The 21,125-nt window shown below is 33.8% G+C and carries 19 protein-coding genes and 1 rRNA gene; 12 read left to right on the top strand and 8 right to left on the bottom strand.

Features of this window, described 5'->3' with window-relative positions; genetic code table 11:
* Positions 1 to 2 precede the first annotated feature (2 nt).
* The 7 genes from ONG75_RS05545 to ONG75_RS05515 form a co-directional block, all read right to left on the bottom strand.
* Positions 3 to 3,269, bottom strand: coding sequence for a collagen-like protein (locus ONG75_RS05545; protein ID WP_264375973.1), 3,267 nt, complete (start codon positions 3,267 to 3,269; stop codon positions 3 to 5).
* 372 nt (positions 3,270 to 3,641) lie between these two features.
* On the bottom strand, positions 3,642 to 5,105 hold the full coding sequence (locus ONG75_RS05540) for a DegQ family serine endoprotease (protein ID WP_264375972.1): 1,464 nt from the start codon (positions 5,103 to 5,105) through the stop codon (positions 3,642 to 3,644).
* A 3-nt stretch (positions 5,106 to 5,108) separates the two neighbouring features.
* Positions 5,109 to 5,981 carry a protease modulator HflC gene (gene hflC / locus ONG75_RS05535; protein ID WP_010407101.1) on the bottom strand — a complete coding sequence of 291 codons (873 nt, stop codon included), beginning with the start codon at positions 5,979 to 5,981 and terminating at the stop codon, positions 5,109 to 5,111.
* Positions 5,982 to 5,983: 2 nt separating this feature from the next.
* Complete coding sequence (gene hflK / locus ONG75_RS05530) at positions 5,984 to 7,009, bottom strand: FtsH protease activity modulator HflK (RefSeq protein ID WP_264375971.1); 1,026 nt, start codon at positions 7,007 to 7,009, stop codon at positions 5,984 to 5,986.
* 414 nt (positions 7,010 to 7,423) lie between these two features.
* The gene (gene mutL / locus ONG75_RS05525) at positions 7,424 to 9,253 is read right to left on the bottom strand and encodes a DNA mismatch repair endonuclease MutL (protein ID WP_264375970.1); all 1,830 of its coding nucleotides are present in this window, start codon (positions 9,251 to 9,253) and stop codon (positions 7,424 to 7,426) included.
* Positions 9,253 to 9,753 (bottom strand): 5-(carboxyamino)imidazole ribonucleotide mutase, encoded by a 501-nt coding sequence (gene purE / locus ONG75_RS05520; protein WP_007302433.1) that lies wholly within the window; start codon positions 9,751 to 9,753, stop codon positions 9,253 to 9,255. Before purE ends, mutL begins: the two co-directional genes overlap by 1 nt.
* A 743-nt stretch (positions 9,754 to 10,496) precedes the next feature.
* Positions 10,497 to 11,456 (bottom strand): IS5 family transposase, encoded by a 960-nt coding sequence (locus tag ONG75_RS05515; protein ID WP_264375556.1) that lies wholly within the window; start codon positions 11,454 to 11,456, stop codon positions 10,497 to 10,499.
* A gap of 287 nt (positions 11,457 to 11,743) precedes the next feature.
* Between ONG75_RS05515 and ONG75_RS05510 the strand changes: the two genes are divergently transcribed.
* The 9 genes from ONG75_RS05510 to ONG75_RS05470 all read left to right on the top strand — a co-directional run bounded on the left by ONG75_RS05510 (position 11,744) and on the right by ONG75_RS05470 (position 17,252).
* The gene (locus ONG75_RS05510; protein WP_064085421.1) at positions 11,744 to 12,040 is read left to right on the top strand and encodes a helix-turn-helix domain-containing protein; all 297 of its coding nucleotides are present in this window, start codon (positions 11,744 to 11,746) and stop codon (positions 12,038 to 12,040) included.
* A gap of 60 nt (positions 12,041 to 12,100) precedes the next feature.
* Positions 12,101 to 12,493, top strand: a complete 393-nt coding sequence (gene rpoZ / locus ONG75_RS05505) for a DNA-directed RNA polymerase subunit omega (protein WP_264375969.1) — start codon at positions 12,101 to 12,103, stop codon at positions 12,491 to 12,493.
* A 29-nt stretch (positions 12,494 to 12,522) separates the two neighbouring features.
* Positions 12,523 to 12,768: a monovalent cation/H+ antiporter complex subunit F gene (locus ONG75_RS05500; protein WP_010404268.1), complete on the top strand. Its 246-nt coding sequence runs from the start codon at positions 12,523 to 12,525 to the stop codon at positions 12,766 to 12,768.
* A 6-nt stretch (positions 12,769 to 12,774) separates the two neighbouring features.
* A complete protein-coding gene (mnhG, locus tag ONG75_RS05495; protein WP_064085418.1) occupies positions 12,775 to 13,047 on the top strand; it encodes a monovalent cation/H(+) antiporter subunit G in 273 nt (90 codons plus the stop codon).
* An 11-nt stretch (positions 13,048 to 13,058) separates the two neighbouring features.
* Entirely contained in the window at positions 13,059 to 13,583 is a 525-nt protein-coding gene (locus ONG75_RS05490; protein ID WP_264375968.1) for a DUF4040 domain-containing protein, read from the top strand.
* Entirely contained in the window at positions 13,576 to 13,995 is a 420-nt protein-coding gene (locus ONG75_RS05485; protein WP_064085417.1) for a Na(+)/H(+) antiporter subunit B, read from the top strand. The genes ONG75_RS05490 and ONG75_RS05485 overlap by 8 nt, the downstream gene beginning before the upstream one ends.
* On the top strand, positions 13,992 to 14,294 hold the full coding sequence (locus tag ONG75_RS05480; RefSeq protein WP_264375967.1) for a cation:proton antiporter subunit C: 303 nt from the start codon (positions 13,992 to 13,994) through the stop codon (positions 14,292 to 14,294). Before ONG75_RS05485 ends, ONG75_RS05480 begins: the two co-directional genes overlap by 4 nt.
* A 139-nt stretch (positions 14,295 to 14,433) precedes the next feature.
* A complete protein-coding gene (gene rpoD, locus ONG75_RS05475) occupies positions 14,434 to 16,332 on the top strand; it encodes an RNA polymerase sigma factor RpoD (RefSeq protein ID WP_264376177.1) in 1,899 nt (632 codons plus the stop codon).
* 776 nt (positions 16,333 to 17,108) lie between these two features.
* Complete coding sequence (locus ONG75_RS05470) at positions 17,109 to 17,252, top strand: hypothetical protein (RefSeq protein ID WP_029237693.1); 144 nt, start codon at positions 17,109 to 17,111, stop codon at positions 17,250 to 17,252.
* Between the two features lie 709 nt (positions 17,253 to 17,961).
* Here the strand turns inward: ONG75_RS05470 and ONG75_RS05465 are convergent.
* Positions 17,962 to 18,579, bottom strand: a complete 618-nt coding sequence (locus ONG75_RS05465; protein ID WP_029237695.1) for a hypothetical protein — start codon at positions 18,577 to 18,579, stop codon at positions 17,962 to 17,964.
* 153 nt (positions 18,580 to 18,732) lie between these two features.
* On the opposite strand from ONG75_RS05465, the gene ONG75_RS05460 reads away from it, so the two are divergent.
* The 3 genes from ONG75_RS05460 (at position 18,733) to sdhD (ending at position 21,078) form a co-directional block, all read left to right on the top strand.
* Positions 18,733 to 20,236: ribosomal RNA gene (locus ONG75_RS05460) — 16S ribosomal RNA — on the top strand.
* A 102-nt stretch (positions 20,237 to 20,338) separates the two neighbouring features.
* The gene (sdhC, locus tag ONG75_RS05455) at positions 20,339 to 20,716 is read left to right on the top strand and encodes a succinate dehydrogenase, cytochrome b556 subunit (RefSeq protein ID WP_010407125.1); all 378 of its coding nucleotides are present in this window, start codon (positions 20,339 to 20,341) and stop codon (positions 20,714 to 20,716) included.
* A complete protein-coding gene (gene sdhD, locus ONG75_RS05450; protein ID WP_064085698.1) occupies positions 20,713 to 21,078 on the top strand; it encodes a succinate dehydrogenase, hydrophobic membrane anchor protein in 366 nt (121 codons plus the stop codon). Before sdhC ends, sdhD begins: the two co-directional genes overlap by 4 nt.
* The last annotated feature ends 47 nt before the right edge of the window (positions 21,079 to 21,125 follow it).

Below are 21,125 nucleotides of genomic sequence, written 5' to 3'. Positions count from 1 at the left end.
TATTACCTTAAATAACCAACAACTTGCTGATTAATGGCACTGAGGCTACTAGGAGGAGTAACATAACTCATAAAACTCCTTGGCTGCTCATTATCTGCCACTATTTTTTCAGTATTAACGAAAGCTCTTTGCTGCTCATTTAATCTTTTTTCCATATGATCTTTAAAAATAGCCAAACATTTACCGGTTTGTTTGTAATTAGGGAATGATTTTTTCGCAGTTACACACAAGAACTTCAACAACTCGTTATGATTTTCATCATTAAGTAATGACTTATTGATAATGGTTGACTGCAGTTCCATTGGATCAAAATTTAGACTTCTCTTTGAAATGCCACATTTCACAGCTGTTGCTCCTAATACTTCTTCAAATTGTATTACAATATCTGCTGCATTTATTATTTTTGCTACTTCCTGTATTTCATTTTTTACTTTATATTCATCCTGTCCTACCGCAGGGTAAAAGAAATTTATTACTTGAGATATAAATGAAGTTGGTCTGCTTGCTCCGCTTGTCACTGATGATTTTTTAATTTCCCTCCTTCTTCTACGTGCACCACAAATTTGATCTGCTGGACTTGTTCTACAAAATATATCTTTTGTTTGACGATAGAGCGCCTCTGTGTCTCTTTGCGATCGCAAAGCTTGAGTGTTAAAACTTTTAGCATTTTTTGTAAAAATAGCTGTTTTATTGTGCAGTTCTTCGACTTTGTTTGCAAAACCTTCTGAAGCATTTTTAGCTGCCTCTGCTGCTTTTTTAGCATCCAGAGTTTCATTTTTTGCTTTTCTTATCTCACGTAAAAACTGATCAGCTAATGTAGCACCTATTCCATCTATACCTGGCTCACCTTTTATGCCTTTAGGACCAATATCTCCTTTTAATCCGTCTATACCGGGCTCACCCTTGTTACCTGTAAGGCCTTGTGTACCATTGAAGCCCCTCAGACCTGGCTCTCCCTTAGGACCTTCTGGACCTTGCAATCCATTTGCACCTGGTTCTCCTTTCTCACCCATATCACCTTTTATTCCCATGGCTCCGTCTAATCCTTTAGGACCAATATCTCCCTTTGTTCCATTTATACCTGGCTCACCTTTTATGCCTTTAGGACCAATATCTCCTTTTAATCCGTCTATACCGGGCTCACCCTTGTTCCCTGTAAGACCTTGTGTACCATTGAAGCCCCTCAGACCTGGCTCTCCCTTAGGACCTTCTGGACCTTGCAATCCATTTGCACCTGGTTCTCCTTTCTCACCCATATCACCTTTTATTCCCATGGCTCCATCTAATCCTTTAGGACCAATATCTCCTTTTTCTCCCTTTGGACCTTGGACTTCTCCTGGATTTTTCCTTAGTTCTTCTGCAATGCTTTGTGTTAGCTCGGTATTATTTGCAAGGTTTTCTACTAATGTATGATTAGCATCACTTAGTAACACATCTGCTAGCTCTTCCATTCTGTTATCAGCTAATGCAATGGCTATTCCTGTTTGAATATCTTGATTACTAATAATTTTTCCTGCAACTTGCTTCTCTAATACTAAATCTCCGCCTTGGTCACGATATTCAAGCACCTGATTAGCAATAGTGCCGTTATTAATTAATTTTTGTGCAACTTCTTCAGGACTTGCATCTCTACCTTTATCACCTTTAGACCCAGTATCTCCTTTGTCACCTTTAGAACCTATCTTTCCTTTCTCACCCATATCACCTTTTATTCCCATGGCTCCGTCTAATCCTTTAGGACCAATATCTCCCTTTGTTCCATTTATACCTGGCTCACCTTTTATGCCTGGCTCTCCCTTAGGACCTTGTGCACCTGGCAATCCATCTGTTCCGGTATCTCCTTTATCACCTTTAGAACCAGTATCTCCTCTCTCACCTTTTAGACCTTGAGAACCAGGCTCACCTTTCCAACCCCTTGGCCCACTCGTTCCACTTTCACCTCGCACACCTCTATCACCCTTTATACCTTTTGTTCCATCTATACCTGGCTTACCCTGAGAACCAGATTCTCCCTTGTTGCCTTTTGGACCCAAATGGCCTGGTTCACCTTTAGGACCACGTGCTCCAGTGCTACCTACAGAACCTTCTGGACCAGGAAAACCTCGGTCACCCTTATCACCTCTGGAACCTTGTTTACCGTGGAACCCCGGTTCACCGGGTGCACCGGTATAACCTAGTTCGCCCTTTTGTCCTGGAGGACCTTGTATACCTTGAGGAGCAGGCTCTCCATCGAAGCCTCTATCACCTTTTTGTCCCCTTTCACCTGGCTCACCTTTAGGACCTTGTACACCAGTACGTTCTAATCTGTCTATTCTGCGTTTTAAAAGTTCAATTTCTGTTTCTAAATTTATATGTTCTTGAATATTCACATCAACCTCCAAAAAGTTATCGAAATTTTCTAAGTTATAATAATAAGGATATGGACCTGGTCTATTGTCGTGCTCATACCCAAAAGAATTAGGGTTAAAATTATAAAAATTTTTGCATATGCTATTTTCATACGATATGCAACCAACATAACTATTGCCTAACTTTTTTACTGCGAAATAGGTATCTTGTGCTTTCAAGCTCTCCATTTCATGAAAAGGGAATAACTGGAATGTATTGCTTATACGAGTAAATGCTGAAAGGATATTATTCAATATGCCAACTTTTTCACCAGTTAAATTATATACCTGATTATATACCTGAGCGCTCTTATATAATTTGTATATATTTCTTGATTCTTTAAACAAATAGTCTCCTATTTTTATTTTGAGTCTTCTATCAGGTGAACTTTTAAGATCTTCCAAAATAAGACTAACATTTTCGCTACTAATTATGTCTTTTGGATCTATTAAAACCTTCCTGTTTTCTAGCAGTTCATAATAAGTACTACAGCTTTCATGATTATATGTGTTAACATGTAAACCATTTGTGTAACCATAAGGCATATGATAAATAGTATCTATCATAGTATCTTTGCCATCATAGTAATAATAATAAGGTTGATCAGAGGTAGTAACTAAAGCGAATTTGTAATCATTTCCTACCCTTTCTAGCTTTAGTTGTAGCCCTTGAGATAAGTCGTTTAATATACTTCCCACGTCATGCTTCAAATCCCAAATTTGAAAACGCAGATCAATATTGTTGTCGATGATAATGTAAGATACACTAGGCAGGCTAAATGTTGTTTTGTTATTTAATCTTATTTGTGCAGGTATCCTACGACCAATTCTATTATTACAATCGTTTTGTGGAATATCTTCTTTTTCTAGTTTAAAACGCATCTCCACCTCCCTTTGCGATTAGATATAGTTAATTTATGGGTATTAATTATTGATTAATAATGATGATAAGTAAATATGATTATGCTTTATACTAATTTAGTTATAAACTAATTTGTGAAAGAAAGTTATTTTTTTACAACTGAGCATAAAAATGCTTTATATTATCGAATTTCTTACCACTCCAGCTCTTTCATCTTATAGATGATGATGTTCCAGTGCTTGATACTGAAATCTAGTTCTTCCATAATCTCGTTGGAAACGTTTTCAGTATAGGGATAAATTTTATTAATCTACAGAAAAGCCCTCACCCTTAGGGTAAAGAAGCTAGTTAAATTTGTCAAGCAATTTTTTCATGACCAGCTAGATAAATAGCTACTTCTTCAATTTGATTGAAGTAAAAAACTGGTTTCCATTGCGGTAAATAAGCAACATTACTGAATCTTTGCCGTCTTTTTTTACTGCTGAATCAATTTGTTTTTGAAAATCATTAGTATTTTCAATATCGATTCCATCTAGTTGGATAATTATATCACCTTTCTTAATAACACGTAGTGTAGAATTACTACTACTATCTACACTAGTAACTACTACACCCTTTGTGGGTGCATTTTTTTTTAGTTCTTTTGGCAAATTTGAAACGGTTAAACCACTTATATAACTAGATGTTGATTTATTTTCTTCTTGATTATTACCTGAATCATCATTTGTAGATTCCTCGATTGCAACCTTGATATTGACTTCTTTACCTTTTCTAAGTAACTTAACCTGTACTTTCTTTCCGGGCTCAGTTCGTGAAACCATATGAGGTAATTGCGTCATTCTATCAATTTTTTTGCCGTCAAACTCTAATAGTATATCACCTACTTTGATTCCTCCTTTCTCTGCAGGACTGCCCTTTACTACGCTTGCAACTAATGCACCTTTGATATCTTTTAAACTCAAGGATTCAGCAAATTCTTTTGTTATAGGCTGAACTTGCACGCCAAGCCAACCATGTTTTATTTTTTTACCACTTTTTAATGTGTCAATAATTGAAATAGCTAGATTAGATGGTATAGCAAAGCCTATACCCACGTTACCGCCAGACTCAGATGGGGAATAAATAGCAGTATTAATACCTATAACTTTTCCATTTAGATGAAATAGTGGTCCCCCTGAGTTACCTCTATTAATTGCAGCATCAGTTTGAATAAATTCATTCATAGTACCAATACTAATGTCTCTAGATCTTGCAGACACAATTCCTGTACTTACAGAGCCACCCAAACCAAAAGGGTTGCCTATTGCAATAACTGTATCACCAACTCTTGCTTTATCAGAATTACCAAATTCAACAAAAGGAAGATCTTTATCAGAATTAATCTTAAGCACAGCAAGATCAGTTTTTGCATCATAGCCTAAAACTTCTGCTTTGAAATAAGTATTATCGTTCATAGTAACTGTAATATCTTGGGCATTTTTAATAACGTGATAGTTGGTTACTATGGTTCCACTTTTATCTATAATAAATCCAGACCCAAGTAACGTCACTTCTCTATTAATGCTAGGAGCTCTATCGAAAAATTGATCAAAATGCTCGAAAAATTCTCTAAAGTCATCAAAGAAATTATTTCTTGGCGTAAAGGGAATTTTAGTTCTACTGTTATTTTCTTGCTTAACTATTTGCTCACTTGAAATATTTACAACTGCGGGAATAAGTTCTTCCACTATATCAGCAAGCCCTTTATTACAACTACATACAGGATCTGCAACTGTTTTTGCAAACAGATTAGCATATGAAGAAAATGAAATTAAAAAATATGCAAATATAGATAAAATAAATGCTTTACTTTTCATAAACTATTTCCATCCCTTGTTCAAAATATCTAAGAAATTATTATTTGGTGAAAGCACAAATTTAGTATTACCCTCAGCAAATGATTTACTGTAAGCTTTCATAGAGCGATAAAAGTTAAAAAACTCTTCATCAACCTTGAATGCCTCATTATAGATTCTAGTTGCTTCAGCATAACCACGGCCTCTTATTTCATGTGATTCTTTTACTGCACTAGAGACAATTCCCCTTTTTAATTTATCAGCTTTTGATCTAATTTCTTGTCCAGCTTGTTCTCCTTCTGCTCTAATTTCTTTTGCTTCCTTTTCTCTTTCAGTTTGCATGCGGCGGAATATTGCAGAACTATTTTCTTCTGGTAGATCTGCTCTCTTAATTCTTACATCTATTATCTCTATGCCAAATTTTCCAGCTTCAGAATAAACTCCACGTTGAATTAATTGCATAACTTCTGATCTCTTTTCATTCAACAAACTAATTAATGAAAATCTTCCTATATTCTCCCTTATGTGAGCTTCTATGACAGGATATAATCTTCTAACTAGCCCTGATTCATTTTTCACAGTTTGATAAAAAGTAATAGGATCTATTATTTTATATTTTGCATAAGCATCTACTATAATACGCTTTTGATCTGCAGTTATCACTTCCCTTGGAGTTTTATCAGGACTTAAATCTAAAATTCTCTTATCAAGAAATTCTACGTTATTTATAAATGGCAATTTAAAATATAAACCACTGTCCCTAACATCTTTTACGACTTTACCGAGTTGTATAACTATTGCTTGTTTTGTTTCTTGAACAACGAAGATTGAATTAGATAAGGCAATCAATAATACAACAAATATAAAAGCAAAAACAATTTTTATATTACTACTCATGGCTATTTTCCTAAATTTGTAAGAGGTAAATAAGAGAACATACCTTTCAGATCGTCTGTTATAACAAACTTATCTACCTTGCTGAAAATATTTTCCATAGTTTCAAGATAAATACGATTCTTAACAAGAGAAGGATTTTGTCTATATTCTTCGTAAAGAGATAAAAAGCGATTTGCATTACCTTTTGCTTCATTTATTATTTCATTCTCGTATGCTTCTGCATCTAATTTTATCTTTATTGCTTCACCTTTTGCACGAGGTATAATATCATTACTGTAAGCGTATGCTTCGTTTATGGTACGCTCCTTATCTGCGCGAGCACTTTGTACATCCCTAAATGAGCTAATCACCTTTTCTGGTGGATCAATTTTTTTCATTTGAACGGATAAAATCTCTATACCCATTTGATATCCATCAAGAATCTGTTGCAATAAAATTATAGTATCTCTGGAAATTTCAGCCCTGCCTTGACCTTCGAGTGCAAAAGAGATCGTATTCTTACCTATTATTTCTCTCATAGCACTTTCAGCAGCATTTTTAACGCTAAAACCAGGTTTATAATCCCGCACTTTGAATAAATAATCTTTAGCATCCCTGACTCTCCATTGGACCTCAAAGTTAACGTTGACTATGTTCTCATCTCCGGTAAGCATCACTCCTTCACCACGATCTGTATCTCGCCCATAAGAGCTGCTTATCCCAATTTCTTCACGATTTACTTCTTTAACATTTACTTTAAAAACCTTACCAATAGGGTAGGGAAAGTGATAACGCAAACCAGATGTTTCTGTATTGGAATATTTGCCAAAAGTAAGTTCTATACCTTCCTCACTCGGATGGACAATATAGAAACCAGTACAAAGATAAAACAACAAAACAATAAAAATGATGAAATAAGGTTTTTTCCCTCTATTTCTGGTTAAGCCATTAAAAAAGCATCTTATATCAGACACAGCTTTACTTAAAATATCTTCATTACTTGAACCTGACGGTTTCTTTCCAAGATTCCAAGGATTACGCTCATCCATAAAAATTATTAATTGTATAACTAATACGCTGATATTACTTAATCTTATCAAAAAATGCAAAACTATTTTGTTTGCAGATTAATGATCGGAGTGAAGGATGTGATCATACACTTCCTTTTTCTCTATATGATATGGTCAATTCTACAGAATTTCTGGCTTTTTTTGAATTCTTTATTGTCGTTTTTGATAAGTATCTTTAGTTGTATATTAATTATTAACATAAAAGACAATGCCTGGGATTTAGGAAACTTAATTTTAATCAAGTAGCTGCATAATAAATCATCGTCAAGTAATAGAATGACATTATCTACTATACAAATTACCTGCAAATTGCAATGTTCGAACAATTGTGTATCTGAGTTTTGAGATGACGAAACTAGGGTTGTATAATCTATACACATTTGTGACAATTTCTTACCTTCGCTCAAATAACTTTTCAATATCGCTTAATTTCATTTCTATATAGGTTGGTCTTCCGTGATTGCATTGTCCAGAATATGGTGTTTTTTCTATTTGCCTCAACAACTCATTCATCTCCTCTAATTTCATCTTTCTACCTGCTCTAATTGATCCATGACAAGCAATTGTAGCTAGTATTTTATTTATTTTATCCTCTATAGGTAGAGTATCTTCTATTTCTATTAATCTATCCACTATATCAATTAGCATTTTCTTCACATCTATTGACCCTAAGATTGCAGGTATTTCTTTTACTATGATCGCATTTTCTGATTTAATTTCGATATCAAAGCCCATTTCGAAAAGCTTATCCTTATAAACTTCTATCATTTCCATACCGGCTTGACTTTTGATTTCAACCATTTCAGGCAAAAGAAGTTTTTGTCTTTTTATACTTGATTTCTCCTTTAAGCACTCGTATACTAGTCTTTCATGGGCTGCATGCTGATCTACTATAATTAGTTTGTCTCTTACCTCGGCAATAATATAAGTATTGTAGATTTGACAGTGTGCAAACCCAAGTGGATAGTCCCTTATTAGATCGGTTTGTTTCCTTTCCAAAATTGTAGTTTCTGCTCGTGGAGGAGATTTTTGCATACCAGTATAATCAAACGATTTTGAATGTTCTGATAAGCTTTTTCTCTCTATATTTGGAGAAGTAAATTCTCTCATTAACTGGTTTTCAAAAGGATCCGACCTTCTTCCATAAAATTCATTTTTAAGACTAGACCTACTAAAAGGATCTGATGATAGATGATTCGTTGTTGTTCCATTCTGGGCCAATACAGTTTCTGCAAGATCTATTCTCTTTGATAGCACTTTTATTAGCCCTCTTCTCACTATTTCATATATTAGCCTCTTGTTCTGAAACCTTACCTCTGATTTATTTGGATGCACATTTACATCAACTTGATCATACGGTATCTCTAAGTGCAGCGCTGCAAAAGGATATCTATTGCTTGGAATAAGGTCGTGATACGCATAACGAATTGCACCAATAAGTAGATTATCTTTAATTGGTCTACCATTAACAAATGTATAGATCTGAGTTGAATTGCTACGATTGACAGTAGGTTTACAGATGTATCCTGTAAGTCTAATGCCATCTTCTTCTTCACTAATTTGCAAAGAGTTTTCATGAAATTCTTCTTCTACTTCGCATAGCCTGCTAAATAATGAGTTCTGCTTAGCATACTTAAGAAGCTTCTTATTATCGGAGATAAGAGTAAACTCAATTCCATAATTGATCATTGCTAAGTTGTTTACAATATCAACAATGCTTTGTGTTTCTGCCCTTTCGGTTTTGAGAAATTTTAGTCTATTTGGTGTGGCAAAAAATAAATCTCGTACTTCAATATATGTTCCTATCGATAAAGGATAAGGAACAAGCTCTCCTATTTTTTCTCCCCCCTCATACCTTATAGACCATGCTTGATCTGCTTTGCTTGCCTTAGATGATAATTTTATTCTGCTTACTGCTGCAATTGAAGGCAAAGCTTCTCCTCTAAAGCCAAGATGCTTGATCTCTATCAATTCACTGTCACTCAATTTTGAAGTAGCATGGCGCATAAACGCAAGTTCTAAATCATCCTTTTTTACTCCGCTACCATCATCGATTACAGTAATGAGGTTACGCCCACCACTTTCTATCTTAATTTCTATCTCTGAGCTTCTGGCATCTATTGCATTTTCCACTAATTCCTTTACCACACTTGCAGGCCTTTCTATTACCTCTCCTGCTGCTATACGATTTATGGTTTTTGTATCTAAAAGAACTATTGCCATTATAATGTTGGTTTTTCTTTTACTGCTTTAGTTTGCCCCTCTCTCCATTTTTTTAATCTATCTGCAATTTCACTATTAGAAATCGACAATATAGATGCAGCAGTAATAGCGGCATTGCATGCTCCACTCTCTCCTATAGACATTGTTGCAACTGGAACACCTTTTGGCATCTGCACTATAGATAATAGACTATCTAGCCCATTTAATTGCTTGCTATGCACAGGAATACCGATAACAGGTAAATAAGTAAGCGATGCAGTCATACCAGGTAAATGAGCCGCTCCTCCTGCACCAGCTATAATAACCTTAAAGCCTTTTTCTTGAGCAGACTTAGTAAAATTAAAGAGTCTCTCTGGTGTTCTGTGTGCGGATATTATAAATACATCATGTGAAATTTCCAATTCTTTTAATAGGTTAATAGCATGCACCATAGTGCCATAATCCGACTCGCTTCCCATAATTACAGCAACATCCTTTTTCATTTTTTCTGTATTAGACATGATTTTATTTACTAACCAAATAGTATTTCAGAAGCAACAGATATTTAAATTAAATTACGAATATGATATAGCATTCTTATTAAATAGAAACTTTAAAAATTGAAATGAATCCCTATATTAAAATATAGAGGTATAAATTTCGGATATAAGGGTCTATTCATAATCTTTTTAGAAGCAAAGCGGTGGAAGCAAGAAGACGATTTGTAAGCTAGTATTGAATTTTGCTTATCACAATTGTCTACACTTTTCTATAAGAGTATTAGAGACTTACCTTTTGACAATACGGCAAAGATTTCTACAGTTACATCCTTTTATTTGTTTCTTTGCAATTACTTTTTTATATATGTTTCAAAACACTTTCTTTACTTCCGCTATGTTTTTTACTTCATTTATTAAAATAATCTTGCCATTTTGAAAACATTGTTGATTCACTGAAGCCACTTTTTAGGACCTGTAACACTATGTAAAATATATCCTAAATCTTCTTGATTTTGTTTCTTTCTACAGAACTCTACTCAGTTTTTCTCCTACTCATCTTGCTCTGTTTTCATAATTTACATACTCTATCTCCTGCTTTATTCCTTTCTTGAGATCATGTACAGTCTCTAAAACGAGTTTGTAAAATGATTATTTCTGTATTTTAAACTTTGCAATTTCAACTTATTCTCTTTAATAGTAAGTTTTTTTCAAAATAATAGTGGCTTTGTTGCATAGCACTGATAGGCATGTAAATCACAGTGAATTTACGCAGCTAATTTAAATTTAGCCATACCTATATCAGTAAATTTGTTCAATAAGTAGCACTTAATTAACAGCTCTTTTTCACGATTTACCTCTGATTTATTTTTCAAGCCAAACCCAAATATTTGCTTCAACCTATAGAAAAAGACTTCAATATAAGACCGTGCTCCATACTTAACTTTTTTCTTCCATTCATTAATACCATCTTCATAATTCTCATATGACCTAATTCTACTAATATACTTGTTTCTTTCTGATAAGTAGTCAGCTAAACAAATTTTAGTATCCTTCCTAGGGCGAATAATAGGCACAATATTGTATTTTCTGCATTCTTTATACACACTTTTTATATCATAAGCCGCATCTGCTCGAATAGAACAAATGTTATATTTATCACTGACTTCTTCTAACATATCGCAGACCGGCAAATAGTCTACAGCAACACCACTAGTGTAGTTCATGCTTATTGCTTTCTTATCATTTATGTTTAAAACAACATGTAATTTTCTTACTTGACCATAACCACTGTATTTCCTTTTTCGAATATTAAGCTTACTATGCCCACCGTTATTATTGTAGATACTAACTCTAGTGCTATCTACGGCAATTTCAACATTTTCCAGATCATCTTTATTGCTTCTATGGTCATCAATCTTCAAATTAAGCTTTTTAAATCTTCTGGAAGCTTGTGTATAGCTGATAATCTTAAGTTTTTTGCCTATTTGTACCATATAACCTTTTACAAAACCTACAGCTTGTCTCAAGCCAATTCTAAAAAGATGAACTATTATGTGTATTAAAATTACAACTTTATCACTATAAGTGTTATTGCCACCTGCAACTTTTGGACTATTTTCATACCAATTTTCTATGGCTTGATTAACAAAATGAAAAACATTTCCTCTTTTTTTGAGAAACTCGTTATATTCTCTTTGGTTACTTACTCTCATTTTTTGTGGCATAAGTTGTACTTGTTTGAAAAATGCCTATTTTACAACAAAATGCGTTAGTAGCCATATATTAAAAAGCTTTTCTTCTTACAATAACCTCAACCAACACTAGCTATGCAACAAAGCCAATAATAGTTTGAAATTACTAGTATTTTGATAAAAATTATAGTCAATTTAAAATTTTGAGTATCAGTATATCATTATAGTTATTGACAAATTATATAATATTAATATATTGGTATATTAAATATTATGATATAATATTTAATAAAGCTAGTTGGTATGTGAGAGTAAAAATTATGGAAACAATATCATTAAACAATCTGGATAGTGAAGCAATAAAAAAAAAATTGCTGAGCATAATAAGTAAAATTATAGGAAAAAATACTTGGACTCAAGCTTGTGCGGCTGAGAAACTTGGTATTGATCAACCAAAGGTGTCACAAATTAAAAGTGGTAAGACAAGTGGTTTTTCTTTAGAGAGACTGTTAGGTTTTTTGAAAAAGCTTGATCATGAAATAACAATTACAATAACAGAAAATCAATCAGTAAAAGCTAAAGAAGAAAAAGTAGAATGTAGAATTGGATCTCAATAGATCCGAAGTTGACATCTTATTTTTTGTGATATAGTATAAAGTTTATCAAGGTAGTATTTTATGATTGAGTCTATTGTAGAAAAGTGTGTAGAACAGGTACACAACCGTTTTAAATTGGTTCTGCTAGCAAGTCAAAGAACGCATGATTTGAGTACAGGGGCAAGCGATCCCGTTGAAATGGTTAAGTTTAAAGATCATAAGGATACGATAGTTTCTTTATATGAAATAGCAGAAAAGAAGGTGAATACTCATGAGTTGTTTAACCTTTTGGTGAAAAGGTGCAAGGAGCACATGAAAGGAAACACAGATAATACTTATATTAATAGTCCAAGTAAGCTAGCAAATTTGTTAAATTTTTCTGATCATCAACTTAACACAAGTCTGGATGTAAGTCAAGAAAGCCACTATGATGAAATAGATGATCAAGATAGTGGTGAAGAAGTACCGATTTAGAAATCTGCAGAGGTTATAATAGCTTATAAATGATTAGTATTGCTATCTATGCGCTTTTGTTCTGTATGAGTGTAATGTTATGTTGTATAGTATTTAGGTCAAGTGATGTGTACAATAAGATTTTAGCATTCAATAGTTTATCAACACAAGTAGTTTTACTCATAACAGCAATATCGATTACTCTGAATGATTTTTTTTTAATTGATATAGCATTACTATATGCTAGCATCAGCTTTATATCAACTATAGCGCTAATGAGATTAATGTTGTTTTGATAATTTATGGTAGCATCCATTCTCATATTTTTAGGTGTTTGTTTAATATTCATTTCAAGCGTAGGAGTAGTAGTATTTCCTGATTTCTATACTAGACTACATGCTGCAGGTATTGCAGATTCTAGTGGCGCAATGTTGTTGTTGATTGGTTTTGCTTGGCAAAATGAATTTTCAATCAATACTATTAAAGTTATATTATTGATTTTTATAATATGGATAGCCAATTCAACTAACAGTTATATTTTAGCGCGTACTTATTATAAAAGTAAAGACTATTAAAGAAGGTTAAGATGCTAGAAATACTGAATCTAATATTACTTTTGCTGTTACTCACGGTTACAGTTTTTATAGTTCTTTCGAAACATTTGGTTGTAAGTGCTGTTCTAATGTGTGTATTTAGTTCACTTATTGCACTTATGTACTTGATTATGAATGCGCCAGATGTTGCAATTACTGAAGCTTCTGTTGGTGCAGGATTGAGCACAGTCTTTATGTTTGCAGCACTCTCTTTGGTAAAGAATTACAAAGCAAATTTATCTCATAGCCCCACAACACTTTTTTTTATGTTATTTTTGACTGCATGTTTATCATACTTTATGATTCAATTACCAGATTTTGGCAGTCATAATGCTCCAGTTCACTTGCACGTTGCTCCTTATTATGTAGAAAATACTGAAAAAGCTATTGGTATTCCTAATATAGTGACAGCTGTTTTAGCAAGCTTTCGTGGCTATGACACATTTGGAGAAACTATAGTAGTTTTTACTTCTGCACTTTGTATAATGTTAATATTAGAAGAGAAAGAAAGTGATTAAAGATCCGGTATTAAGTGCAGTAACATTTTTGATGATACCTTTTATCATTTTGTTTGGTTTATACATACAGTTTCATGGTGACTATACTCCAGGTGGAGGTTTTCAGGCGGGAATAATTATTGCTTCTGGGATAATATTATATTCTATGTTATTTGATATACCTACAACTTTAAAAGCAATACCTTACTCTATTATCAAATTTACTAACGTACTAGGTATTTTAACCTATGGAGGAGCTGGTATTATAACAGTTTTATTTGGCCAAAATTTTTTATCCTATAGTATATTGTCAGCTGATAGTAGAACAGGTCAAAAATTGGGTATTTTCTTAGTGGAGCTGGGTGTATTGCTTACCGTCTCTTCTTCCATGTTAATCATATATATAAATTTTGCTCGCAGGAAAAAACAATGACTCTATATAATTATTTAGGCATTACTATATTAATGGTGCTAGGTTTCTATATCATTGTAAATGATAAAAACTTAATAAAAAAAATGATGGGATTAAGTGTCTTACAAGCATCTGTTTTGTTGTTTTACATATCTTTAGGGTATGTAAAAAGTTCTTTACCTCCTATATTGACTTCAAATTTTCACTTATATACCAATCCTATACCTCACGTCTTAATGCTTACTGCTATAGTGGTTGGAATTGCAACATTTTCAGTTGGATTGTCCATAGTAGTAAGAATGGAGAGATTAGTTGATTAAGAAGAGTGTGAATAAATTGACAGTATCTTAAACTATATGAAGTAGCAAGTAACTATAAATTAAGAATAAAACTATAAGCTTGCTAATTGTAAGTTTATTTGATAAATAAGAAATAAAATTATAAACTGTAAAGGTAATGATGTCAACTATTAATGGTACGGAAGATAGGAAAAAGATCATCAAAGATCTTGTAACCAAAAGTATAAGAAAGGGCGGTTTTATCACTTTTGATGATATAAATGATAAGTTGTCAGATGAAAGTTTTCCACCTGATTTTATAGATGATACTATAGCTTTATTGCAAGACTCTGGAATTAACATACTCGAAAGTAGTGAAGATGAGGAAGAAGCTCCTTCTAATGATGATGGTAATAAGCTTGATGATGATGAGACATCGTTGAATACTACTACAACTTTAGTGCAAAATGATGATCCAGTAAGGATTTATTTACAAGATATGAGCTCTGTAAAGCTTTTGTCACGAGCAGATGAAATTAAGATAGCAAAAAAAATTGAATCTGAAAAGCATAACATGTTACGTGCAATAATTGAAACATCAGTGGCATTCAACATGATCAAAACATGGCGTGATGATTTAAGTGGGGGAACTTTTTTGCTGAGAGAAATGATAAATCTAGATGCAATTTATAACTCTGATTTCAATATGGTAGCCAAAGAAGAAAGTGAAGCTGAAGATGTTAAAGATTATGTTGATGATGAGGAAAAAGGCAACGATGAAAAGGGAAATGAGAGTGAAGATATAAGTTCAGCGAATTTAAACATTTCTGTTCTTGAAATGGAAAGTGATTTATTGCCAAAGGTTATCACAGCATTGGATGAGATCATTACTTTAACAAATGAAGCATTGGTATTGAAAAAAAATTCTAAAGATTTCTCTAATGAGCTAGAAAATTTATATAATCAAATATGGTCTGTAGCATTACAAATTCAGTTTAGTGATGCTGCTATTGCCAGAATTACACAAAAACTTTACGAAATAAATAGACTAATCACGTTTGAAGAAGCTAATCTTATTACTGAGGCTAGAAAGTACGATATTGATAGAGAAAGTTTCTATAATATTTATTGTGCTGTGCTTTTAGAGCACGAATTGAGCGAAATCAGTCTTTTAAAGAAGAATGAAAATCATTCCCTTTTTACAGGTGAATTAAAAAATAAATTCTTAAGGTTTATAAACGATAACTATGAATATATAGCTAGTGCCTTAAGAAATATTAAGAGTTATGTACAAGGAGATAAAGTACAAGAGTTTAAGGAGCTAATCAAGAGAATACAAAAACACGAACGAGAAGTCTCTGAAGCAAAGCAAGAGATGATAAAGGCTAATTTAAGGCTAGTGGTTTCAATTGCTAAAAAGTATTCAAAAAGAGGACTTGATCTACTTGACTTGATACAAGAAGGCAATATTGGTCTTATGAAGGCTGTAGATAAGTTTGATTACAAACGTGGATATAAATTTTCGACTTATGGTACTTGGTGGGTAAAACAATCAATAACTAGGGCAATACCTGAACAGTCTAAAGTAGTTAGAATACCAGTTCATATGGTGGAAATTATCAGTAAAATCAATAAAGCATTAAGAAAGATGACTCATGGAATGGGTAGAGAGCCAACATTAGAGGAATTAAGTATAGAATTGGCAATGCCGATAGAAAGAATACGTAAAGTTATGAAAATAGCAAGAGATCCAGTAAGTCTTGAAGCTCCAACAGGAAAGGATGATAGTAGTACCTTCGGTGATTGTATAGAAGATAAGCGAGTTTCTAAACCAGAGGATGCTGCAATACTTGCCGACTTGCGTGGCATTACGACCAATGTTCTTGCAACTTTAACACCAAAAGAAGAAAGAATTCTAAGGATGCGCTTTGGCCTTGGTAAAGATGGAAAGGAGCATACCTTAGAAGAAGTAGGAAAAATTTTTAATGTTACACGTGAAAGAATTAGGCAAATAGAGGCAAAAGCACTACGTAAGTTGAAACATCCAAGCCGTGCTAAAAAACTTAGAGGTTTCTTTTAAGGCAGAAGGGCTGCTCAAAAAATAGGTAAAATTCAGCCAAAGTTCTATAATTTTACCCTATTTTTCTTTTTTTATAGGCTTCATAGAGCAGTATGATTAGATATTGAATGTTATGGCAAATGAAAAGAATAACTCTAATTCAAAGTGTAAAAATTTTTGTGTTCTGGGTGATAGTTTATCTGATAATGGTGTAATTATTGAAATTTTAATAACTTATCCTTTGTAAGAAACGTGAAACTTAATGCCCCTTTTTATTAAGGAGGATTTTTAGCAATGGCCTTACTGTTGTTGAATATGTAGCAAGGTATTTAGGTTTAGAAGAATTTAAGTCATCATGGAGATGCTCATTTTTTGATCGATACTATGAACAGTAAGGTCATAACTATGCGATTTTATATGCAACAGCATCTGAAATTCTTAACCCTATTTTTTCTTATTTCCTCAATAAATTTCGTTTAGTTAATCAGCTAAACGCAGTAATTAAACATCATCCAGACGTAGGTAAAGGAGATTTTATTTTTCATTATAATCGAGGAAATAATATTATGGGTGCCACTGCTTATAACAATGTTAAAGCAGAAAAAGTATTGAAATAAAGCGGTTAGTGAAATATGTAATGCATTTGGTTCTAAATGAATATGGTGTAAAGCATGTGATTGTTGCAAATGTGACTGAGGTTGGTTTGATACTAGCTTTAATAAAGACGAAAAGCAAGAGAGCTGGCTGCAAAGCTTACACAGAGTTTCAATACAAAATTAGCTAATGATTTAGATTATATGAAGAAAGGTGCAGATCTTGAAATAAAAGCATTCGATCTTAATTCTAAAATGAAAAGTATGCTTGGTAAATATAAGAGCAAAGGGTTAAATGATCGAGATGCATACCTATCAAACATCGTAGACCAGTTTGGGGGAGGGTGATTTGGAAAAAGTATAAAGATACTCTTGTTGATATTTAAAGGAAGGCTTGATACTTACTATAATTCTGGATGCAGCACAGAAATACTAAAGGATTATTTCTTTTTTGATTATTTTTATCCAACTGCAGAACCTTATTGTGAAGTTGGTAATGAAATGTATGAGTTGATAAAAAATTAGATTTCTTTTAAACATCTTTACGGTTTGTAGTAACTATCTGCGTAGCTGAATGGTAAAGGGAGGGGGGTAAACAAAGTAATCTAAAATATAGAGAAAATACAACGGTGCTTGATACATAGCTATTGCGATTTTATCCTCTTTTTGTCATTTTAGTGCTAGAATGACATTCTGCGAGTGAAGTTTATTCTTTGATATATTAACTATAAATATAGAGAAGTCTTACTAAATAAAAAGGTAAAAGGAACCTCTGAGTAGTGAAATTTTGACTCTATATTACTGTAAGTGGTGCTGTAATAATGTTCTAACAAGCGCGACTTGGCTGAGTATAGAAAAAATTTAAAAAACCGCTATAATTTTACGTAATCTACCAATAAACACCTAAGTTTTTACTGGATTTTGTGATTGATCCTACAGTCAAAAACAAATTTTGAGTCATAAATACTTTTAGTGCCATAATAAAATAGGGAGGTTTGTCAAGTAAAGTTCTTTATTTCATTAGATGCGCTGCCAAATTGTTATGCAAGCAAGTTTTTTAGTTTTCGTATATCCGAAGTAATTCTTGTGCATTGGCCTTGATTAGAGTCGGACATTCTCTATCATTTAATAATGAATGCAATATTTCAATTGCACCTTTAATGTCGTTACTGTGTATCTTTACTATAGCGATAGCTTCTTGGCTTGAATAAGGGTACACTGCATTTGATTCTAAATTACTAATTTTATCTCTATTTGTTTTTTCACCGCTGGAGTGAAGTAAGCTCATTACTTCTAAGTATTGTGCTAACTCACGCAAAACATCAGGAGCATCTTTATCGTCTGCCAAATCATTATAAATAATAGATGCTGTGTCTGTTGGCATTGAATCTGAGATATGATTGAATGCGCGTTCAAAATTTGCTAAATACTCCCAATTTGAATCTATTTCTTCTAGCAGTGACTTATTATCTTTTTTTAAGAATAATACTTCGTAAAACTTGTCACCTGCAGTTATAGATTGTTTTGTGTTATCAATGTTGCGCAATAAGTATAATGTGATGCCAACTAACATTGGCGCGAGTGCAAGCAGAAAGATGTATTTTTTCATGGTAATATTCCAAATAGTTATATATTTATACATTAATGCTTTTGATTTGCAAAAACATATTGACATAGTGATTATATCACATAATAATATTCTTAGAGTTGTTTGAATAGTTGGAGATTAAAATATTTCTAAAGTAGAAATAAAGACAGCAGTATTAAGCTAAATTATTTTTTGTCGGATTTATCCGATGTACCCTCAACCTTTTATAGGTTGAAGTCTAAATTTGAGAGTTTGATCCTGGCTCAGAATGAACGCTGGCGGCAGGCCTAACACATGCAAGTCGAACGGAGTTATATTGTAGCTTGCTATGGTATAGCTTAGTGGCAGACGGGTGAGTAATGTATAGGAATCTACCTAGTAGTATGGAATAATTGTTGGAAACGGCAACTAATACCGTATACGCCCTACGGGGGAAAAATTTATTGCTATTAGATGAGCCTATATTAGATTAGCTAGTTGGTGGAGTAATAGCCTACCAAGGCAATGATCTATAGCTGATCTGAGAGGATGATCAGCCACACTGGAACTGAGATACGGTCCAGACTCCTACGGGAGGCAGCAGTGGGGAATATTGGACAATGGGCGAAAGCCTGATCCAGCCATGCCGCATGAGTGAAGAAGGCCTTTGGGTTGTAAAGCTCTTTTAGTGAGGAAGATAATGACGGTACTCACAGAAGAAGTCCTGGCTAACTCCGTGCCAGCAGCCGCGGTAATACGGAGAGGGCTAGCGTTATTCGGAATTATTGGGCGTAAAGGGCGCGTAGGCTGGTTAATAAGTTAAAAGTGAAATCCCGAGGCTTAACCTTGGAATTGCTTTTAAAACTATTAATCTAGAGATTGAAAGAGGATAGAGGAATTCCTGATGTAGAGGTAAAATTCGTAAATATTAGGAGGAACACCAGTGGCGAAGGCGTCTATCTGGTTCAAATCTGACGCTGAAGCGCGAAGGCGTGGGGAGCAAACAGGATTAGATACCCTGGTAGTCCACGCTGTAAACGATGAATGTTAAATATGGGAAGTTTACTTTCTGTATTACAGCTAACGCGTTAAACATTCCGCCTGGGGACTACGGTCGCAAGATTAAAACTCAAAGGAATTGACGGGGACCCGCACAAGCGGTGGAGCATGTGGTTTAATTCGATGCAACGCGAAAAACCTTACCACTTCTTGACATGGAAATCATACCTATTCGAAGGGATAGGGTCGGTTCGGCCGGATTTTACACAAGTGTTGCATGGCTGTCGTCAGCTCGTGTCGTGAGATGTTGGGTTAAGTCCCGCAACGAGCGCAACCCTCATCCTTAGTTGCTATCAGGTAATGCTGAGTACTTTAAGGAAACTGCCAGTGATAAGCTGGAGGAAGGTGGGGATGATGTCAAGTCATCATGGCCTTTATGGAGTGGGCTACACACGTGCTACAATGGTGTCTACAATGGGCTGCAAGGTGCGCAAGCCTAAGCTAATCCCTAAAAGACATCTCAGTTCGGATTGTACTCTGCAACTCGAGTACATGAAGTTGGAATCGCTAGTAATCGTGGATCAGCATGCCACGGTGAATACGTTCTCGGGTCTTGTACACACTGCCCGTCACGCCATGGGAATTGGTTTCACTCGAAGCTAATGGCCTAACCGCAAGGAAGGAGTTATTTAAAGTGGGATCAGTGACTGGGGTGAAGTCGTAACAAGGTAGCAGTAGGGGAATCTGCAGCTGGATTACCTCCTTAGGCTTTGTACGTAATTCACCATTTCAAATAATAGTGTCATTATGTACTATACTGCTGTCTTTACTTCTACTTTATTTTTTAATTTCTCGATAACGAAATTTTATGAGTAACAGGCCTCTTTCCCCACATTTACAAATATATAAAGTACAAGTTACTAGTTTTTTTTCTATTATGCATAGATTGACTGGTATCTTGCTATTTCTTTTATTAATCATACTTTCTTGGTATTTTATATTATATGTTTACTCCCCTAAGTTAATTATAGTAAGGTGCTTAAATGCATTATTGTTCACTCCTGTTGCTAAATTAGCTTATATCTTATGCTTTGTAAGCTTTATGTATCATTTTCTTAATGGTATTCGTCATTTATTGTGGGATGCTGGGCTTAATTTAGAAATTGCTAGTGTTTTAAAAAGTGCTATATTACTAACAATAATGCTATTTCTTTCTACTATGGCTTTTTTATTTATATTTATATGAGTCAATCTGTAAATTCAGTACATCATTGGTGGATCCAGCGTGTTTCTGCGGTGATTTTGTTATTTTTATTTCCTTGGTTTATTTACTCATTTTCTTGCACATTTTATGTTGATAGCCCTTTATCTTTTAATGAAAAATTATTTCAGGCTATTAATCATCCACTAGAGCTTTTGTTTTTTGTTATACTGGTGTTTTGCATTTTTTGGCATGCAGTTCTTGGAATGCAGGTAGTGTGTGAAGATTATATAGACAGAGTACCTCTAAGGATTTTTACAATTACATGCATGAAATACTTATCAAGCATTACTTATATAGTCCTTGCTTTTACGACTTTTTTCTTTTATAGGCATATTTTCTTGTAAAGTTGCCAGTTCTATGTTAATATATTATTAGTGTACTAGTTTTATTA

Source organism: Wolbachia endosymbiont (group B) of Sphaerophoria taeniata, from assembly GCF_947179355.1.
In the GTDB taxonomy this organism is placed as follows: domain Bacteria; phylum Pseudomonadota; class Alphaproteobacteria; order Rickettsiales; family Anaplasmataceae; genus Wolbachia.
Note: the sequence above shows the minus strand (reverse complement) of the source record. Positions and strands in the feature narration are given on the sequence as shown.